This window comes from Marivirga aurantiaca (genome assembly GCF_016679925.1).
GTDB lineage: Bacteria > Bacteroidota > Bacteroidia > Cytophagales > Cyclobacteriaceae > Marivirga > Marivirga aurantiaca.
The window spans coordinates 175,430-190,565 of the sequence record NZ_JAEQBW010000005.1; the positions used below are offsets into that span (position 1 = coordinate 175,430).

Annotated in this window: 13 protein-coding genes and 2 tRNA genes; 3 read left to right on the forward strand and 12 right to left on the reverse strand. The window is 37.7% G+C overall.

The genetic code is table 11. From position 1 onward, the window contains the following. Window position 1 precedes the first annotated feature (1 nt). The 5 genes from rdgB to JKA74_RS12625 are packed head-to-tail and all read right to left on the reverse strand — an operon-like array spanning window position 2 to window position 3,615. Complete coding sequence (rdgB, locus tag JKA74_RS12605) at window positions 2–586, reverse strand: RdgB/HAM1 family non-canonical purine NTP pyrophosphatase (protein WP_201431553.1); 585 nt, start codon at window positions 584–586, stop codon at window positions 2–4. A gap of 1 nt (window position 587) precedes the next feature. After that, on the reverse strand, window positions 588–1,097 hold the full coding sequence (locus JKA74_RS12610) for an FKBP-type peptidyl-prolyl cis-trans isomerase (protein ID WP_236587765.1): 510 nt from the start codon (window positions 1,095–1,097) through the stop codon (window positions 588–590). Between the two features lie 14 nt (window positions 1,098–1,111). Continuing rightward, complete coding sequence (locus tag JKA74_RS12615) at window positions 1,112–1,642, reverse strand: FKBP-type peptidyl-prolyl cis-trans isomerase (RefSeq protein WP_201431555.1); 531 nt, start codon at window positions 1,640–1,642, stop codon at window positions 1,112–1,114. A gap of 7 nt (window positions 1,643–1,649) precedes the next feature. Next, window positions 1,650–2,579 (reverse strand): FKBP-type peptidyl-prolyl cis-trans isomerase, encoded by a 930-nt coding sequence (locus JKA74_RS12620; RefSeq protein ID WP_236587767.1) that lies wholly within the window; start codon window positions 2,577–2,579, stop codon window positions 1,650–1,652. A gap of 1 nt (window position 2,580) precedes the next feature. Next, a complete protein-coding gene (locus tag JKA74_RS12625) occupies window positions 2,581–3,615 on the reverse strand; it encodes a DHH family phosphoesterase (RefSeq protein WP_201431557.1) in 1,035 nt (344 codons plus the stop codon). 195 nt (window positions 3,616–3,810) lie between these two features. On the opposite strand from JKA74_RS12625, the gene JKA74_RS12630 reads away from it, so the two are divergent. Further along, complete coding sequence (locus JKA74_RS12630; RefSeq protein ID WP_201431682.1) at window positions 3,811–4,230, forward strand: nucleoside-diphosphate kinase; 420 nt, start codon at window positions 3,811–3,813, stop codon at window positions 4,228–4,230. Between the two features lie 512 nt (window positions 4,231–4,742). On the opposite strand, the gene JKA74_RS12635 is transcribed toward JKA74_RS12630, so the two are convergent. From JKA74_RS12635 to JKA74_RS12645, 3 genes are all read right to left on the reverse strand, one after another. Continuing rightward, window positions 4,743–4,826: transfer RNA gene (locus JKA74_RS12635), tRNA-Leu, on the reverse strand. 61 nt (window positions 4,827–4,887) lie between these two features. Continuing rightward, window positions 4,888–4,960 (reverse strand) — tRNA-Gly (locus tag JKA74_RS12640). A gap of 94 nt (window positions 4,961–5,054) precedes the next feature. After that, window positions 5,055–5,984, reverse strand: a complete 930-nt coding sequence (locus JKA74_RS12645) for an acyl-CoA desaturase (protein WP_201431558.1) — start codon at window positions 5,982–5,984, stop codon at window positions 5,055–5,057. Between the two features lie 332 nt (window positions 5,985–6,316). On the opposite strand from JKA74_RS12645, the gene JKA74_RS12650 reads away from it, so the two are divergent. After that, a complete protein-coding gene (locus tag JKA74_RS12650; protein ID WP_201431559.1) occupies window positions 6,317–6,769 on the forward strand; it encodes a DUF2267 domain-containing protein in 453 nt (150 codons plus the stop codon). Window positions 6,770–7,045: 276 nt separating this feature from the next. On the opposite strand, the gene mutS is transcribed toward JKA74_RS12650, so the two are convergent. Then, window positions 7,046–9,661, reverse strand: coding sequence for a DNA mismatch repair protein MutS (gene mutS / locus JKA74_RS12655; RefSeq protein WP_201431560.1), 2,616 nt, complete (start codon window positions 9,659–9,661; stop codon window positions 7,046–7,048). A gap of 46 nt (window positions 9,662–9,707) precedes the next feature. Between mutS and JKA74_RS12660 the strand changes: the two genes are divergently transcribed. Then, window positions 9,708–10,244, forward strand: coding sequence for an RNA methyltransferase (locus JKA74_RS12660; protein WP_201431561.1), 537 nt, complete (start codon window positions 9,708–9,710; stop codon window positions 10,242–10,244). 18 nt (window positions 10,245–10,262) lie between these two features. On the opposite strand, the gene JKA74_RS12665 is transcribed toward JKA74_RS12660, so the two are convergent. Genes JKA74_RS12665 through JKA74_RS12675 form a run of 3 tightly spaced genes read right to left on the reverse strand, consistent with a single transcriptional unit; the run spans window position 10,263 to window position 15,125 of the window. Further along, window positions 10,263–12,686: a TonB-dependent receptor gene (locus JKA74_RS12665; RefSeq protein WP_201431562.1), complete on the reverse strand. Its 2,424-nt coding sequence runs from the start codon at window positions 12,684–12,686 to the stop codon at window positions 10,263–10,265. Further along, window positions 12,683–14,023: an HTTM domain-containing protein gene (locus JKA74_RS12670; RefSeq protein WP_201431563.1), complete on the reverse strand. Its 1,341-nt coding sequence runs from the start codon at window positions 14,021–14,023 to the stop codon at window positions 12,683–12,685. Before JKA74_RS12670 ends, JKA74_RS12665 begins: the two co-directional genes overlap by 4 nt. Beyond that, on the reverse strand, window positions 14,010–15,125 hold the full coding sequence (locus JKA74_RS12675; protein ID WP_201431564.1) for an imelysin family protein: 1,116 nt from the start codon (window positions 15,123–15,125) through the stop codon (window positions 14,010–14,012). Before JKA74_RS12675 ends, JKA74_RS12670 begins: the two co-directional genes overlap by 14 nt. Window positions 15,126–15,136 lie beyond the last annotated feature (11 nt).

Consider the following 15,136-nt stretch of genomic DNA (forward strand, 5'->3'; position numbering starts at 1 on the left):
CTTATAGAAAATTAGTTTTCAAAAAATTAACAAAACTTCTTACAGCTTTTCCTCGATGGGATATTTCGTTTTTTTCTACCAGGAACATTTGGGCAAAAGAATTTTCATGTCCGTCAGGGATAAAAATGGGATCATATCCAAAACCTTTTTCACCGGAAATCTCAAAAGCAATTTTCCCTTTGGCTACTCCCTCAAAATAAAACTTCTTATGATTGATAATAGCACAAATCACAGTTCTGAACTGAGCTGATCTATCTGTAGCACCTTTCAGGTTTTCCAACAGCAGCTTTATATTATCAATGTCAGATCTTTGAGGGCCAGCATACCGGGCTGAATAAACACCGGGTTCTCCATTTAATGCATGTACTTCCAGACCGGTATCATCTGCAAAGCAATTGATTTTAAAATTTTTTGCAACATAGCTGGCCTTTTGGTCTGCATTGCCCTGAAGCGTATTCTGATCCTCAGCAAGGTCTTCGTTGCAGCCTATCTCATCTAGACTTAACAATTTGACTTTGCCCTCCAGCATAGCTTCTATCTCCTTTATCTTATTAGCGTTATTGGTGGCAAAACAAATTTCCGTCACTTTAATATTGATTTAACCTGATACGAAATTCCAGATTAGCATTGGGTGGAATTACAACAGAACTATCCGATCTTACAACTCCCTCTTCACCATATGCTAATACTGATGGTATAAAAAGCCGATAATCAGCTCCCTTATTCATTAACTTGAGTCCAAATTTCCAACCTGTAATTATACCACCACTCATCCTAAATTGAGCATCAGTACCTGAATCGAAAGTTTGATCTTCACCTAAAATTCTCCCTTCATAATCTACAAGTACACTACTGCAATAGGTTGGAGTATTTCCTGTACCCGGTTCAACTATGCTATATCTTAGGCCAGATGGATCTATACTATAATCTATATCATTCTCTTGCAAATAATCATCAATAGCATCCACATCCTGGTTTAATTGCTGCTGATCAATCTCAGAAATATCCGGGCCTTCAGAACAATCTCTCTCCTCGGTACACGAAAAAAAAGTAATCATAAGAAAAGGGGCGATCAAACAAAAAATAACTTTATTCATTCAACAATGTATGTTTAGAATTTAATATCTACTAGTTCAACTTCAAATAATAAAACAGTATTCGGAGGGATAGGGCCTTTTCCTTCCGGACCATAGGCTAATCCAGAGGGTATAATGAAAGTTGCCACGCTGCCTTCTTTTAATAAAGCCAGACCTATCTCCCAACCAAGTATGACCTGACCAGCTCCCAATTGAAACTTGATGGGCTCATAAACGCGGGTCTCACTGAATATTCCTGCTTCTCTTGCAACAGAATCAACAGAGGTATCAAAAACTCTTCCATCAAGGTATTTACCCACATAATTAACGGATAATTCCTGCCCTCTATTAGGTAAATCCCCATCCCCTTCATGATCAATGATGTAGAATAAATCGGAAAAATGTCTTTCTGCTTCAAGGTTATTGTCTTCTAAATAATTCTGGATGATTTGAATATCTTTGGCCAATTGTTCCTCGCTACATTGACCATATTCATTTTCACAGTCTTTATTGCAGGAGCTAAAAATAGCTCCTGCACAAAGAATAAGTATTAAATTTCTAAACATATAGTGTTTACTCTACAACATCAACTAACTCAACTTCAAAAATCAAGATAGAGTTAGGGGGAATAGCAGCGCCAGCCTGTCTGGAACCATATGCCAAACCTGAAGGAATTAAAAAAGTAGCTTTAGCACCTTCGTTTAACAATGCTATGCCTTCATCCCATCCCGGAATCACTCTTCCTTGCCCAATAGGGAATTCCAATGGCTCATATGGCCTCTGTTCATTATATAACTCATTCTCTTTGGCGGTTTCCTCAATAGATGTATCGAAAACAGTACCATCCATTAATTTTCCAACATAATTCACTTTCACTGTATCTCCTTGATCCGGGGATTCTCCGCTTCCTTTTTCTTCTATTACATAATACAAGCCGGATTCAGTTTGCTGAGCATTTAAGTTATTCTCAGCTATATATTCCTGAATTAATTCATCATCAATTGTTTTCTGAGCTTCAGCTTCCTTCTCCATCTTAGTCATCATCTCTTCCCTTTTCTGCTCTTGCCACATCACAAAGCCTGCAGAGTCATACTTTTGAATAGCTTTTGCATAAACAGTTATCCTTTCGTCTTTCTCCATATCTTCGCTCAGAGGCTGACGAAACCCTTTCATGAATATTTCATTGGCCGTTAAAATAGTTTTAACACTATCGCCTACATGCATCTCTTTAAGGACAGAAAATAATTGCCCCCTTCTACCTAAAGTAGCCGAATCAATTTGCAAAGGCATTTCACCTACTTCCTCACTATCTATCAATACGGAATCCTTGGAATCAATCATTTTAAGGGAATAAGTAACATAGTCCCCTTGTTCAAAGTCTTCTCCATTATCAGAGTTAATAACAACATATTCCACACCATCTGATGTAGTTTCCTTTTTATTAGAATCACAGGCAATTAAGAATGTAAAGCTAATTAATAAAATCGCGGTTAAATTCTTCATATCATACATACGTTTCAATTGGTTTTTTATTTTTTAGTTGTACTGAATATTCTTTAATAATGTTTTCAAAAAAGGCAACTGTGTCATCAAGGCTTTTATAGGAAATACCTCCGGCAGCATTCTTATGTCCTCCGCCATTAAAATAATGCGCGGCTAATGTATTTACCTCAAAATCGCCTATAGATCGCAAAGACAATTTAACCCCTTCTTCGCTTTCTGTAAACAAAGCAGCCATAGTGATTCCATTAATAGAAAGTGCATAGTTAACCAATCCTTCCGTATCACCTGTTCTGGATTTAAATTTTTCCAAATCTTTCATTGAAATGGCAAAATATGCTACGTGGTACTCCGGAAATACTTTCAACCTTTGGCTAAGGGCAAATCCTAAAAATTTTAACCTGTCTAAAGAATTGGTGTCATAAATTAAACGTGACACTTCAGAATTATTAGCTCCTAAATCAATTAATTCTGCTACAATCTCATGAACTTCTTTATTGGTATTAGGGTGCTTGAAGGAACCTGTATCCGTCATGATACCAGCATAAAAGCATTCTGCAATATCTTTATCTACTAAATGTTTATCCCCATATGCCACGATAGTTTTATAAACCAATTGTGCAGTGGAGGCAGAACCAACATCATGATAACCATAATCAGCAAATTGCTCAGGCTCTCTATGATGGTCGATTAACACTTTCTTTGCAGAGGAATTCCTGACCAACTCTCCCAATTCTTTTATTCTTTTCAAATTGGAAAAATCAAGGCAAAAGATGATATCAGCTTTATTGACTAAAGATTGAGAAAGACTTTCATTTCCGTCTGAAAACACTACCACTTTGTCATTTCCTTTCATCCAGGCAAGAAAATCCGCATAATCCGATGGCGTGATTACGGTTACTTGATGGCCCTTTTTGATCAAATAGTTGTAAAGACCCAAACTACTCCCTAACGCATCAGCATCGGGCTTATGATGTGTGGTGATTATTATATTTTGAGGTATTTCCAGTACCTCTTTTAGTTTTAATATATCTTGCATGTAGAATCATTAACCCTATTTGGTTTAGATTGATTTGCAAAGTTGCTAAGAATTTAAAGAAAAACAAATCATAAACTTCGGAAAGGCGTGTGTATAAAATCAAAAGGATAAGTACATTTTACCCAGATAAAATATTTGTAATCAGAATTATCCTTTAAATTTGTGGCAAAATTCATAAACAATAATAAAAGAAAAATGGCTGGAAACAGAACCTTCACGATGATTAAGCCCGATGCTGTGGCTGCCAACAATATTGGAGCAATTACCAAAATGATAGAAGAGGCAGGATTCAGGATTGTGGCAATGAAAATGACTAAACTTTCAAGCGAAAGAGCTGGTCAGTTTTATGCTGTACATAAAGAAAGACCTTTTTATAATGACCTTTGCAATTACATGTCAAGCGGACATATTGTAGCCATGATATTGGAAAAAGACAACGCAATAGCTGATTTCAGAAAGTTAATAGGCGCAACTAATCCTGCCGATGCTGAGGAAGGTACAATACGTAAATTGTATGCTAAATCTATTGAAGCCAATGCTGTGCATGGTTCGGATTCTGATGAAAACGCACAAATAGAGGGGAGTTTCTTTTTTGCGGATATTGAGAAGTTTTAATTAAAAACAAAAAACTTCTTAAAGGCACTTACTTTACTAAAAAGTAGGTGCCTTTTTTTATATGGATGCATTCCAATTGTAAATAGAATGCAAATATTATAACTCGTACCTGCTTTTATGTAATATCCCACATTTACATAAATCATACCTTTGTGGCTGTTCATTCAGAATGGAAACTACAAGCTCTGTAAATACAGAAAGAAAATTAAAGATGAAACTGCGTTTGCAAGGTTATGTTTTTCTACCATGTGTCATAACCATGCAGCTTATAAGAAGCTACTTTTTTTAAAACTAGAATTAATATTCAATGGCTAATTTTTTTAAAACTACTTATGCTGCTTTAAAATCTAAGAAATACAGATGGGGCTGTTTTGTCATCATTCTTTTCATTTTAGTCCTGCTTTTTGCGATGTTTGGGGGATTGTTTTCCTGACAAAGTTGATTTTTCCTATATTAATATTTTAGAATTGCTCTAAAACACAAAAAGCCTCGAATTGCTTCGAAGCTTTTTGTGCCAGGAGCGGGACTTGAACCCGCACGAGGTTGCCCTCACAAGATTTTAAGTCTTGCGTGTCTACCAATTTCACCATCCCGGCAGGTATTTGCCATGTTTAAACAAAAAAATAGTGAGCAATAACTGCTCACTTATTTCTTTTGAGCGGGAGACGAGGTTCGAACTCGCGACCTCAACCTTGGCAAGGTTGCGCTCTACCAGCTGAGCTACTCTCGCTTATTTCCCCTTTGGGATTGCAAATTTAACACCACTTTTTTAAAATACAATAGATGCAGATGAAAATATTATTTTTTTTCTGCATTATAAAAACTTAAGCTACCTGACTCTTCAATTTTTCCTTGATTTCCTTTGCCTCTTCTTTATTCTTTGACATCTTAATATGCTTAGGGACAGGCTTTAAATCCCAAATGAGTCCTAACCATGATAATATTTTTAGTCCGTAAAAAGTTAAATCAACTTCCCACCAAAAGAAGCCCTGCCTAGCGGAGGTTTCATAATAATGGTGGTTATTGTGCCATCCCTCGCCTAAAGTCAGTAAAGCTAACCATACACTATTTCTTGATTCATCACCAGTTTCATACCGTTGACGCCCAAATTTGTGCATGATACTGTTAATTGAGAAAGTAGCATGATATAATATAATAGTGCTCAAGAAAAACCCAATAAACAAAGTCGAAAAACCAGCGGAGGTAAACATAGCCGCAATACTGCCACCATTTACAATACCCCCCAATGCCATTACAATAAGGGCCAATACGACAGGTGGAACTAAATAATTCTTATTTAGCCATCTTAGCTCAGGATATTTACTATAATCAGAAATTACTTTAAAATCTGTTTTTTTAAAATCAGTACCTATAATCCAGCCTACATGGGAGTACCAGAAACCGAAATGTAACATAGAGTGGGGATCTTTCAGTGTATCACTGTTTCTATGGTGATGCCTGTGATGGGAGGCCCACCATAAAGCACCTTTTTGCGCGGAAGTTTGAGCAAAAAAGGCGATAAGAAACTGAAAAACTCTTGAGGTATTGTAACTCCTGTGTGCGAAATATCTATGGTAACCCCCTGTTACCCAAAACATTCGGGAAACATATAAAACCAGACAAACGATCCAGTCAAATAGAGTTGCACCTGTCCAAATAGCCCCTAAGGGCAAAAGGTGTACAATTGCAAAGCTAACTTCCTTTTTCCAGGTGCCTTTTTTTCTGAGTTTTAGGTTTTCTTGTATTGCAGCCATGTATTAGTTAATTTGTTACAAAGATAGCCCTTTTAATAAAAGAAAAGACCAGCAGATAATTAAATTAGAAATGTAAAAACGATTTGAGAGAAAGATTGGTTCAGGATAATTTCCCAAAATTATCATTGCCGGTTTTAAGGAGTCACATTCTTGTTCAATATTTTGAGCCGTACTCAACATTTAAAAGCATTTCCTCCCAAATCTTCCATGATTTATTTTATCCCAATCCTTAGCAGGATTTTTTTCCAAACACAAAACTCCTAAAGATTAATGTAGTATACCCTTATAAAGGCCAACAGCATTTGATTTTTTAACCTTAAATTATATGAACCATGGAAAACACAACCCAACAAAAAGTGAATTTTGAGAAATTTTCGCATGAATCAAATCGCTTCATTAATAAGCTTTCCGAAGAGCTTGGGCATCCGGAAGAGCAAAATAGATCCTTCATTTTGTTAAGGTCAGTCATGCATGTGATTCGTGACAGAATAGCCATACCTGAATCTTTTGATCTTATGTCTCAGTTACCGTTAATATTGCGAGGCATATATACCGAACAGTGGAAATTTCATGACAAACCGCCACTTGAATACGACACAATAGAAGAAATGAAAGAGGAGGTGAAAAATTTACAGTCTCGTTTCGGAGAGGTAGAATTTAACTGGGAAAAGTCAACAGAAGAATTGATCTCCATAGTGATTAACTGCTTGAAAGAATACCTAAGTGAAGGGCAAATTGACCATATCAGAAGCCAAATGCCAAAGGAAGTAAAAGGTCTGATATAATGAATCTAAAGCAGCAGAATGTCGGATTCTGCTGTTAATTAGCCTTTATTTCTCAAGTATTCACGGTTTGAAAACCGAACTTCAAAGCTATTAAGTTAAGACAATCCTCCTTCTCTCTTTGGGGAAGGATGCAAGGAAGGGGTTTTAATTAAAGCTTAACTTAATAGCGTTGGGAGGGGATTATAGGGGTGTTATTTGAATAAATAATAGTGTTATCAGCTGAAAAGATCAAATCTTATATAGTAGCAATCAGCTTTAGGTTAACGAAGCTTTAGGTTAACGAAGCTTTCCCTTTAATTCGTTAAGCTTTAATAAAGCCTCTACAGGTGACAAAGTATTGATGTCCAGTTTATCCAATAGTTCCCTAATCTCTGTCAGCACAGGATCTGCTTCAAACATATTGAGCTGATAATTATTTTTAGGGATTTCCTGCATGCGCTTTTGCGTCTGATGACGGATTTTGTCTTTCTCAAGGTGATGCATGATTTCATTGGCCCGTAATACTACAGGATTAGGCATGCCTGCAATATGTGCCACATGGATACCAAAACTATGCTCGCTTCCACCTTTTTTAAGTTTCCGCATAAAGATGATCTCTCCATTGATTTCCTTTACCGAAACATTGAAGTTTTTGATTCTCGGAAAGTCATTGGCCAATTGATTTAATTCATGATAATGGGTAGCAAATAACGTTTTCGCCTTTGATTTGGGATGATTATGGAGGAACTCAACTATACTCCATGCAATAGAAACTCCATCATATGTACTTGTTCCCCGGCCAATCTCATCCATTAAAATCAAACTCCTATCCGAGAGATTATTTAAGATACTGGCTGTTTCCGTCATCTCTACCATAAAAGTAGATTCCCCTTTGGACAAATTATCAGAAGCACCTACTCTGGTGAACACTTTATCAATCAATCCTATTTCCGCAGACTTTGCCGGAACAAAGGATCCCATTTGTGCCATCAACACAATTAAGGCTGTTTGTCTAAGCAAAGCAGATTTACCTGCCATATTTGGTCCTGTAATCACCATAATCTGCTGCGTTTCATTATCAAGGTATACATCATTCGGAATGTATTCTTCACCATGTGGTAATTGTTTTTCAATTACCGGATGACGGCCTTGTTTAATATCGAGCTCGTGACTTTCCGTAATGGTAGGACGCACGTATTTATTCTTTTGGGCAATTTCTGCAAAAGAAAGTAAGCAATCAACCATTGAAATTACGCGTGCATTTTGTTGGATAGGACTTACATAATCATTCGCATGTTTTAATATTTGCTGGAAAATCCTTTGCTCAATAGCTACCATTTTATCCTCCGCGCCTAAAATCTTCTCCTCATACTGCTTAAGCTCTTCAGTGATGTAGCGTTCAGCATTTACCAGCGTTTGTTTCCTGATCCATTCTTGTGGCACCTTGTCTTTGTGGGAGTTGGTTACCTCAAGATAGTAGCCGAATACTTTATTATAAGCTATTTTCAAGGAACTAATGCCAGTATTCTGCATTTCACGTTTCTGCATCTGCAGAAGGTAATCTTTACCTGAGTAAGCTATTTTCCTTAGTTCATCCAATGCCTCATCTACCCCTTCTTTAATCAAATTCCCCTGATTGGTCAGCAATGGTGCATCATCATGAAGTTGTGTATCAATTAGCTCATATAAAAACTCACAGGGATTAATTTGATCTCCTAATTTCTTCAAAGCTTCTATCCCTGATTGAGAAAGTGCTTCCTTAACAGGAACGGCAAGACCTAATGCTTTCTTCAATTGTAACATTTCCCTGGGATTGATTCTGCCAACAGCGACTTTGGAAATTAACCGTTCCAGATCACCCATAGCTTTGAGGCTATTTTTTAGTGCATCAGCCAGCCCTTTATCCTTATAAAATGCCTCCACTATATGCAACCTCTCTTCAATGATGGCTTTATCCTTCACCGGTAACACCATCCATTTTTTGATCATACGAGAACCCATTGGAGTTAAGGTTTCATCAAGAATAGAAATTAAGGGTACGCCCCCCTCTTGTTGAGGATATACCAGTTCCAGGTTACGAATGGTAAATTTGTCCATCCACACGTATTTCTCTTCTTCTATTCTTGAGATAGAGACAATATGATCAATATCTTTATGTTCAGTCTCTTCCAAGTAGTGGAGAATAGCTCCGGCTGCAACAATTCCTTCCTGAATAGATTCAATTCCAAACCCTTTCAGTGAATTTGTTTTAAAATGCTTAACTAATTTCTCATAAGTAAAGTCATAGGCATAAATCCAGTCTTCCAGATAATGGGTATTATAATCATCAGAAAAAGCTTTCTCAAACTCAGCTCTTACTGCTTTGGAATATATAACTTCCGAAGGTTGAAACCCCTGTAGTAATTTGTCGATATAAGGCTTCTTACCTGAAGCAGTCATGAACTCTCCGGTAGAAATATCCAGAAAAGCCACACCCAGTACATCTTTAGTGAAATAAACTGAAGCGAGGTAGTTATTTCTACCCTGTTCCAGCACATTATCATCAAAACTCACTCCAGGTGTAACCAATTCTGTTACACCTCTTTTTACGATTCCTTTAACTGATTTGGGATCTTCCAGTTGATCGCAGATAGCCACACGACAACCGGAACGAACTAATTTCGGCAAGTAATTATCCATTGAGTGATGAGGAAAACCCGCCAGCTCTATATGCGAAGCTGAACCATTAGCCCTTTTTGTTAACACTATATTCAGGATTTTACTGGCTTTAACAGCATCTTCTCCAAAGGTTTCATAGAAATCGCCTACACGAAACAACAATAGGGCTCCCGGATACTTCGCCTTGATCTGGTTATATTGCTTCATCAATGGTGTTTCAGTCGCTTCTTTAGCTTTGGTGTGCGTTTTGGACATGCTTTGCAGAAATGTTATTAGTTTTGTACCTCAAAGATGATAAAATATGAGGAAATTAGCCAACGAAGAACTCAATCGATTAGCGTTAGAGGAAATAAAAGAAGTTAAAAAAAATCCGGTTGTAATAGTGTTGGACAATGTGCGCAGCATGAATAATGTTGGCTCTGCCTTTAGAACCGGTGATGCTTTCCTGGTTGAAAAAATATATTTATGTGGGATTACCGCACAACCTCCTCATAGAGATATTCACAAAACAGCCTTAGGTGCTACGGAATCTGTAGACTGGGAGTATAGTCCAACTACTTTAAACGCTGTTCATAAACTAAAAGAGGAAGGTTACATTACTATGAGTGTGGAACAAGCGGAAAACAGCTTAAGCCTTGAAAAGTTCACTCCCGAATCCGGTAAAAAATATGCTTTTATTTTTGGAAACGAAGTGTACGGAGTAGAACAGGAAGTAGTAAGCGCCAGTGATAATTGCCTGGAAATCCCACAGTTTGGCACCAAGCATTCCTTAAATATATCTGTAAGTATAGGCGTAGTTCTTTGGCATACCGTGCTTAAGGGAAATATGACAGCCTGATAATCATGGAAACTCTCATTAAAACTTTAGGTCCAGAGTAATATAGAAATTCCTTCCCGGGGATGGGATAATCCCAGGGCCAGGGTAACCTACAGCTCTTCTGGTAAAATAATAGTTATTGGTAAGGTTATTAACGCCTGCTTCAAGCTGAGCAAATTTATATTTGTACTTGGCACTTAAATCCAATACATGAAAGGCAGGGATAATGCCATCCACCCCTGAAGCTGTTCTTAAAGCATTGGTAGCATCTGTATATTGTTCACTTAAATAGGTGAATTGCAAGGTAGAGGAGAAGTTTTTCCAGTCATAATTAATGCCTGTTTTAATATTCAAATCCGGCACTAATTCTACCTTATTGCCGGCTATTGCATTTTCCTGGTTATTTTCCCCGTACCTGCCACGAATAAACGCTGCATTAAGAAAAGTGGAAAATTGATGGATAGGATTAGATAAAAGCCATTGACTCCAATTCATTTCAGTATAAGATTCTATTCCTGCAATAGAAGCACTCCCTACATTGGTACGGTAATGAAATACCCTGTTGAATTGATCATAATCAGAAATTGCTCCTAATCTATTATTATAAGCCAGGTAAAAAATACTCCAGTCAAAATTCAAAAAATCAGCATGTTTTCCTCTAAATCCAAAATCAATATTATAGCCTTTTTCATCTTCAAGGTTAGGGTCTACTGACAAACTTCCGTTGTTCACTCTGAAATCATTGAAATTAATCCCCCTATAGTTCATGGAAATATTCCCATAAAGTTCCAATTCTCTTATTGTTTTATAACTTATTCCCAGACCCGCCAGCATAAAGGAACGGTCCAGGTTTCTACTTTCAAAAACAGTAGTATCGAACATTACATTTCCAGCCAGATCTTCTACAGTTTCACGGTATTTTCCATCGCTATTGGTGCTGATATATTCCCACCTTAAACCCGGAGTAATACTTAACCGGCTATTAATATTAAAAATATTCTCTGCAAATAAAGCCACGTTTTCAGATGGGTAACGGTAAGATAAATCTTCCAGATTATTTGGGTTTAGAAAGCGAAAATCAGGCTCATAACCCGCAGGTCCTAATCCTTGCCTTTGTTGGGTATTGCCTTTAAAGTAGCGTATACCTCCAGCCAGGGCTTGAATTTGCCCAAAAAGATCATATCTATGTAAGATTCTCAACTCTGAACCAAAATTCTCATAATCATCCCACAATAGGTTTCTCTCTTGTTCAGGGGAATCTGCCTGTGTTACACGGTCCAAATTGCCAAGAGCCCTGCGAGAACCAATTAACCCAAAAGTTTTCCAATTAAGTTTTGTGCGGTTACTAATACGATAATCCAACACTACGGCAGGTATATTCCACTGAATGGCAAACCAATTTCTTTCGCGGACAGATTGAGTTGGATCTTGTTCAAACAGTGGGTCAGTTAAGCCTCCGGCTTGCTGAGCCAAATAATCCATATGGGTAAATTCAAAGCATAAATAGAGTTTATCCCCAATATCAAAATTCACATCTGCAAATAAAGTATTGGCTTCAAAAGATTCATTTTCTCTAAAGCCGTTCCCTTGTTTACGTTGATAGTAAACAAAATAATCCATTTTTTCAGTGTTGCCGGCAAGGCTGTTGTAAGAACTAAACAAACCATAACTGCCTACTGTATTTCTTGTGTGAAATTGAAAAGGGTCTCCCTCAGGTGCTTTTTTGAAAAGAAAGTTGATCATTCCACCAAATTGTGTTCCATATTGCAAAGAAGCTGCCCCTCGTACTACCTCTATGCGAGATAAAGCCTCTACAGGCGGAGTGTAATAACTTTCCGGATACCCCAGAGGATCAGCAGATATATCATAGCCATTCTGCCTGGTATTGAAATTAGAGGTTCGGTTAGGGTTGAGGCCTCTACCACCAATCCCTAATTGTAAACCACCTCCATCACTTTCCCATATATTCAGGCCCGGAACTTTGGCAAATACTTGTCTTGCATTATTCGTGGCAAGGTTCCCATTTATCTGATCAATGGAAATAACTTCATTTTTTTTGGCTTCATATATTAAAGTTCCCTCTACCGCATTAAGACGAGAGACATTGAAAATCTCCTCTTTTTTTCCCAGGGCTTTTACTTCTTGCAAAGTTTCACTAATAGGGACAAGCTTAAATTCCAGATCTAACCAATCTCCATTTACAACTATCTCTCTAATTTCGCTTTGTCTGCCCAAATAAAATGCAGCAATTCTATATTCTCCTGAGGGCAATGCTAATTCAAAACTACCTGCTTCATTGGTAATTGCTTTTTTATTGCTATTCAATACAAAAACCTCTGCTAACTCGATCCCTTTTTGATTTTCAGCATCAAGCACTTTTCCTTTTATGCCTTGTGCATGACCAAGACTGGACAAAAAAACCGGTATACATAAGAGGGCAATATGGAGTATCAATGTTTTCATTGCTGATAAGGTAATATCCAATGTTTATGTTGGTAACCTCGCTTAAGAGTGGCTAAATTAATTTCAGGGTTAATAAATGGTCGACTGCCTTTCCCGTTAACAGCTGCGTAGCTCTCCACAAATACTTCTGCATTGGAAGCATATTCCTGTTCAAACTTATCCCGTAAGTAATGGGCAAACTGAAGGATCATATCAGGTTGCGTATTCATCATTTTATGTTGAACAGGAGTTAAATACTCGTGAGGATATACTTCAAAGGCTTTATTTTCCTGAGGAATTGTGACTGTAAATTGGGTGTGTCCCACTTTTTCCATCAGCATAACGCGCCATGAGAAACGATAACCTTGCTCTGTCCAAAACAAGTTACCCGAGTAGAAAGCATACCTGAAAGGCAAAATAATTTGCACTAAGAAATATATAATAAAAAAATACTTCAAAACAGGACTAAAAGTTTGATTAGCCGGTTTAGGTAGTGCATTTCCGCCTTCAGGAAAAAATCTGTTCCATAAACTTCTGTGAAATCCTTCAGAGAAGAAAATGAGCGTGCAAATGACCATTATATAGGGAAACATTCCTATTTGAAAAAGTGCTGCTGTCATGAAATGGAAGGCGATTACAGTAATATAAGCTGCAAAACGTGTCTTTCTCCACAACAAGAAAAATGGGATACTGAGATCATATAAGGCGCCAAACCAGCTGAAGAAAAATGCGATCCATTTATAATCCAGAAGTGGCCCTATTATAGGAGAATCAGCACGTGAAGGTAGCCATATTTTCAAAGGAAGCGCCTCGAAAATCCATTCAGGGTTTAATTTTGCAATGCCGGCAAAGAAATATACCATCCCCAGTTGTAACATGATGATATGGATGAACCAGGCCGGAACATAAAAATTTTTGAGGGTGGGTTTCCTCCATGCATCTACAGAATAAGCATGGTGGGCCGGAACCATGATAAGCAAAAAAGCAATGATGCTTACGAAATAATAATGGTTAAGATAATTGGTTTTGTCAATCAACTCAACATAAGTGAATGTAATGAAAAAGATTGTAGCACTCCATCGGTAAAACGCTCCTAAAATTATTCCCAAAGCAGCAATTGCCATGATGGTAAATAAAATATACATGCCAGGATCTCCCAACGGTTTTATCCAGTCGAAACCGAAATATGTGAAAAAGAATTGAGGTTCAATATATTGTTTGCTGATCCACCCATTCCACCAAAAGCGGATAATAGAAGCCAGCATCATAACACCAAAAGCTACTCTAAAAGTAGCCAATGGTGCAATGTGTTTTTGCTGATTAAAATAATATGATAAGCGATTTTTAATCACCGTCATTATCCTGAAAAGTGATAGAAACAGACATAGCTGAAGGCATATCTACCTTTATCAAAGGTATAACAGCTTGCAAAGCATTATAAACTGTTACCAACTGGCTTCCTTCCTGAGAAGCCACTACGCTATAAGGCTCATCAATTTTTTCCATCTCGTCTAAAGACGCGTTAATCTGATTGATGATAACAGTGCTCAAATCTTCGTCATCACGAGTTTTAGCATCAAGTGCGGTCAAATAATCATCCATTCCCAGCCCATTTTCACCACTAGTGAAATTCTCTCCTTTAAAAACTGCCAAAGAAGCTTTTACAGCAGCTTCCGCCAATTCCCCGGACCATGCTGAATAATAGGCCTCTACCTTTTCCGGGGACAAAATACCACCGGTACGCGGATTCCCTCCTGAAGGAAATCCTATTTTGGCATTTTTGATTCGAATGTCAAATTGGAAATTAAATTCATTCACTAATAAGCTTGTTCCGCTTCCTGCATCCGTGCCTAAATTTTCTACGAAACCGGAACGGTAATCTCCCCATGATCCGGCCATTGAAGTAGCTACTGATTGAATATCTGCCACCAAAGCCTGAAGGTACTCTTTTCTATTAGGGCCAAGCTCTTGATCTGCAAAATAGGCAACAACATCTGCCTCTGATATTCCTGTTCCAAACAGCAAATAATCCAAAGCAGGAAAACCTTTGGCTGCCACATTGGAGGCCGCACCCAACGTATAGTTTCCGGATGTAATATTCTCTTCAATTTTCTCTACGCTAGTAGGGAAAATATTTACTCTGTCGCGTAAATTTACTGTCGCCACTGGCCCTACTTGCACAAACGCCAAATGCTGATAGCTCAACCATGTTGCTTTTAATGCATCACGAAAGCCTGACAAATTAGATTCGGATACATCTTCATTAAAAGCAACAGAAGCCGAGGTAAGTACCTCGGCTTTTGTTGCAAAATTTTCTATGGAGGGTCGCACAACCTGGTCTGCCATGTTCACCAGAAAAGCTTCTCTATCGAAATCCACTTTTTCACTGCCCGATTCATTATCGCAGGCAGTGAGAGTGGCTATCACTAAACAGAAAAAGAAAAATTTTACACTCCTCATTATATTATAAT

Coding starts and splice junctions, on each gene's coding strand:
- JKA74_RS12650 (WP_201431559.1), top strand. CDS start 6,317: ATGGAAAACACAACCCAACAAAAAGTGAATTTTGAGAAATTTTCGCAT.
- mutS (WP_201431560.1), bottom strand. CDS start 9,661: ATGTCCAAAACGCACACCAAAGCTAAAGAAGCGACTGAAACACCATTG.
- JKA74_RS12610 (WP_236587765.1), bottom strand. CDS start 1,097: ATGAATAAAGTTATTTTTTGTTTGATCGCCCCTTTTCTTATGATTACT.
- JKA74_RS12665 (WP_201431562.1), bottom strand. CDS start 12,686: ATGAAAACATTGATACTCCATATTGCCCTCTTATGTATACCGGTTTTT.
- JKA74_RS12660 (WP_201431561.1), top strand. CDS start 9,708: ATGAGGAAATTAGCCAACGAAGAACTCAATCGATTAGCGTTAGAGGAA.
- JKA74_RS12630 (WP_201431682.1), top strand. CDS start 3,811: ATGGCTGGAAACAGAACCTTCACGATGATTAAGCCCGATGCTGTGGCT.
- JKA74_RS12625 (WP_201431557.1), bottom strand. CDS start 3,615: ATGCAAGATATATTAAAACTAAAAGAGGTACTGGAAATACCTCAAAAT.
- JKA74_RS12615 (WP_201431555.1), bottom strand. CDS start 1,642: ATGTTTAGAAATTTAATACTTATTCTTTGTGCAGGAGCTATTTTTAGC.
- JKA74_RS12670 (WP_201431563.1), bottom strand. CDS start 14,023: ATGACGGTGATTAAAAATCGCTTATCATATTATTTTAATCAGCAAAAA.
- JKA74_RS12620 (WP_236587767.1), bottom strand. CDS start 2,579: ATGAAGAATTTAACCGCGATTTTATTAATTAGCTTTACATTCTTAATT.
- JKA74_RS12645 (WP_201431558.1), bottom strand. CDS start 5,984: ATGGCTGCAATACAAGAAAACCTAAAACTCAGAAAAAAAGGCACCTGG.
- JKA74_RS12675 (WP_201431564.1), bottom strand. CDS start 15,125: ATGAGGAGTGTAAAATTTTTCTTTTTCTGTTTAGTGATAGCCACTCTC.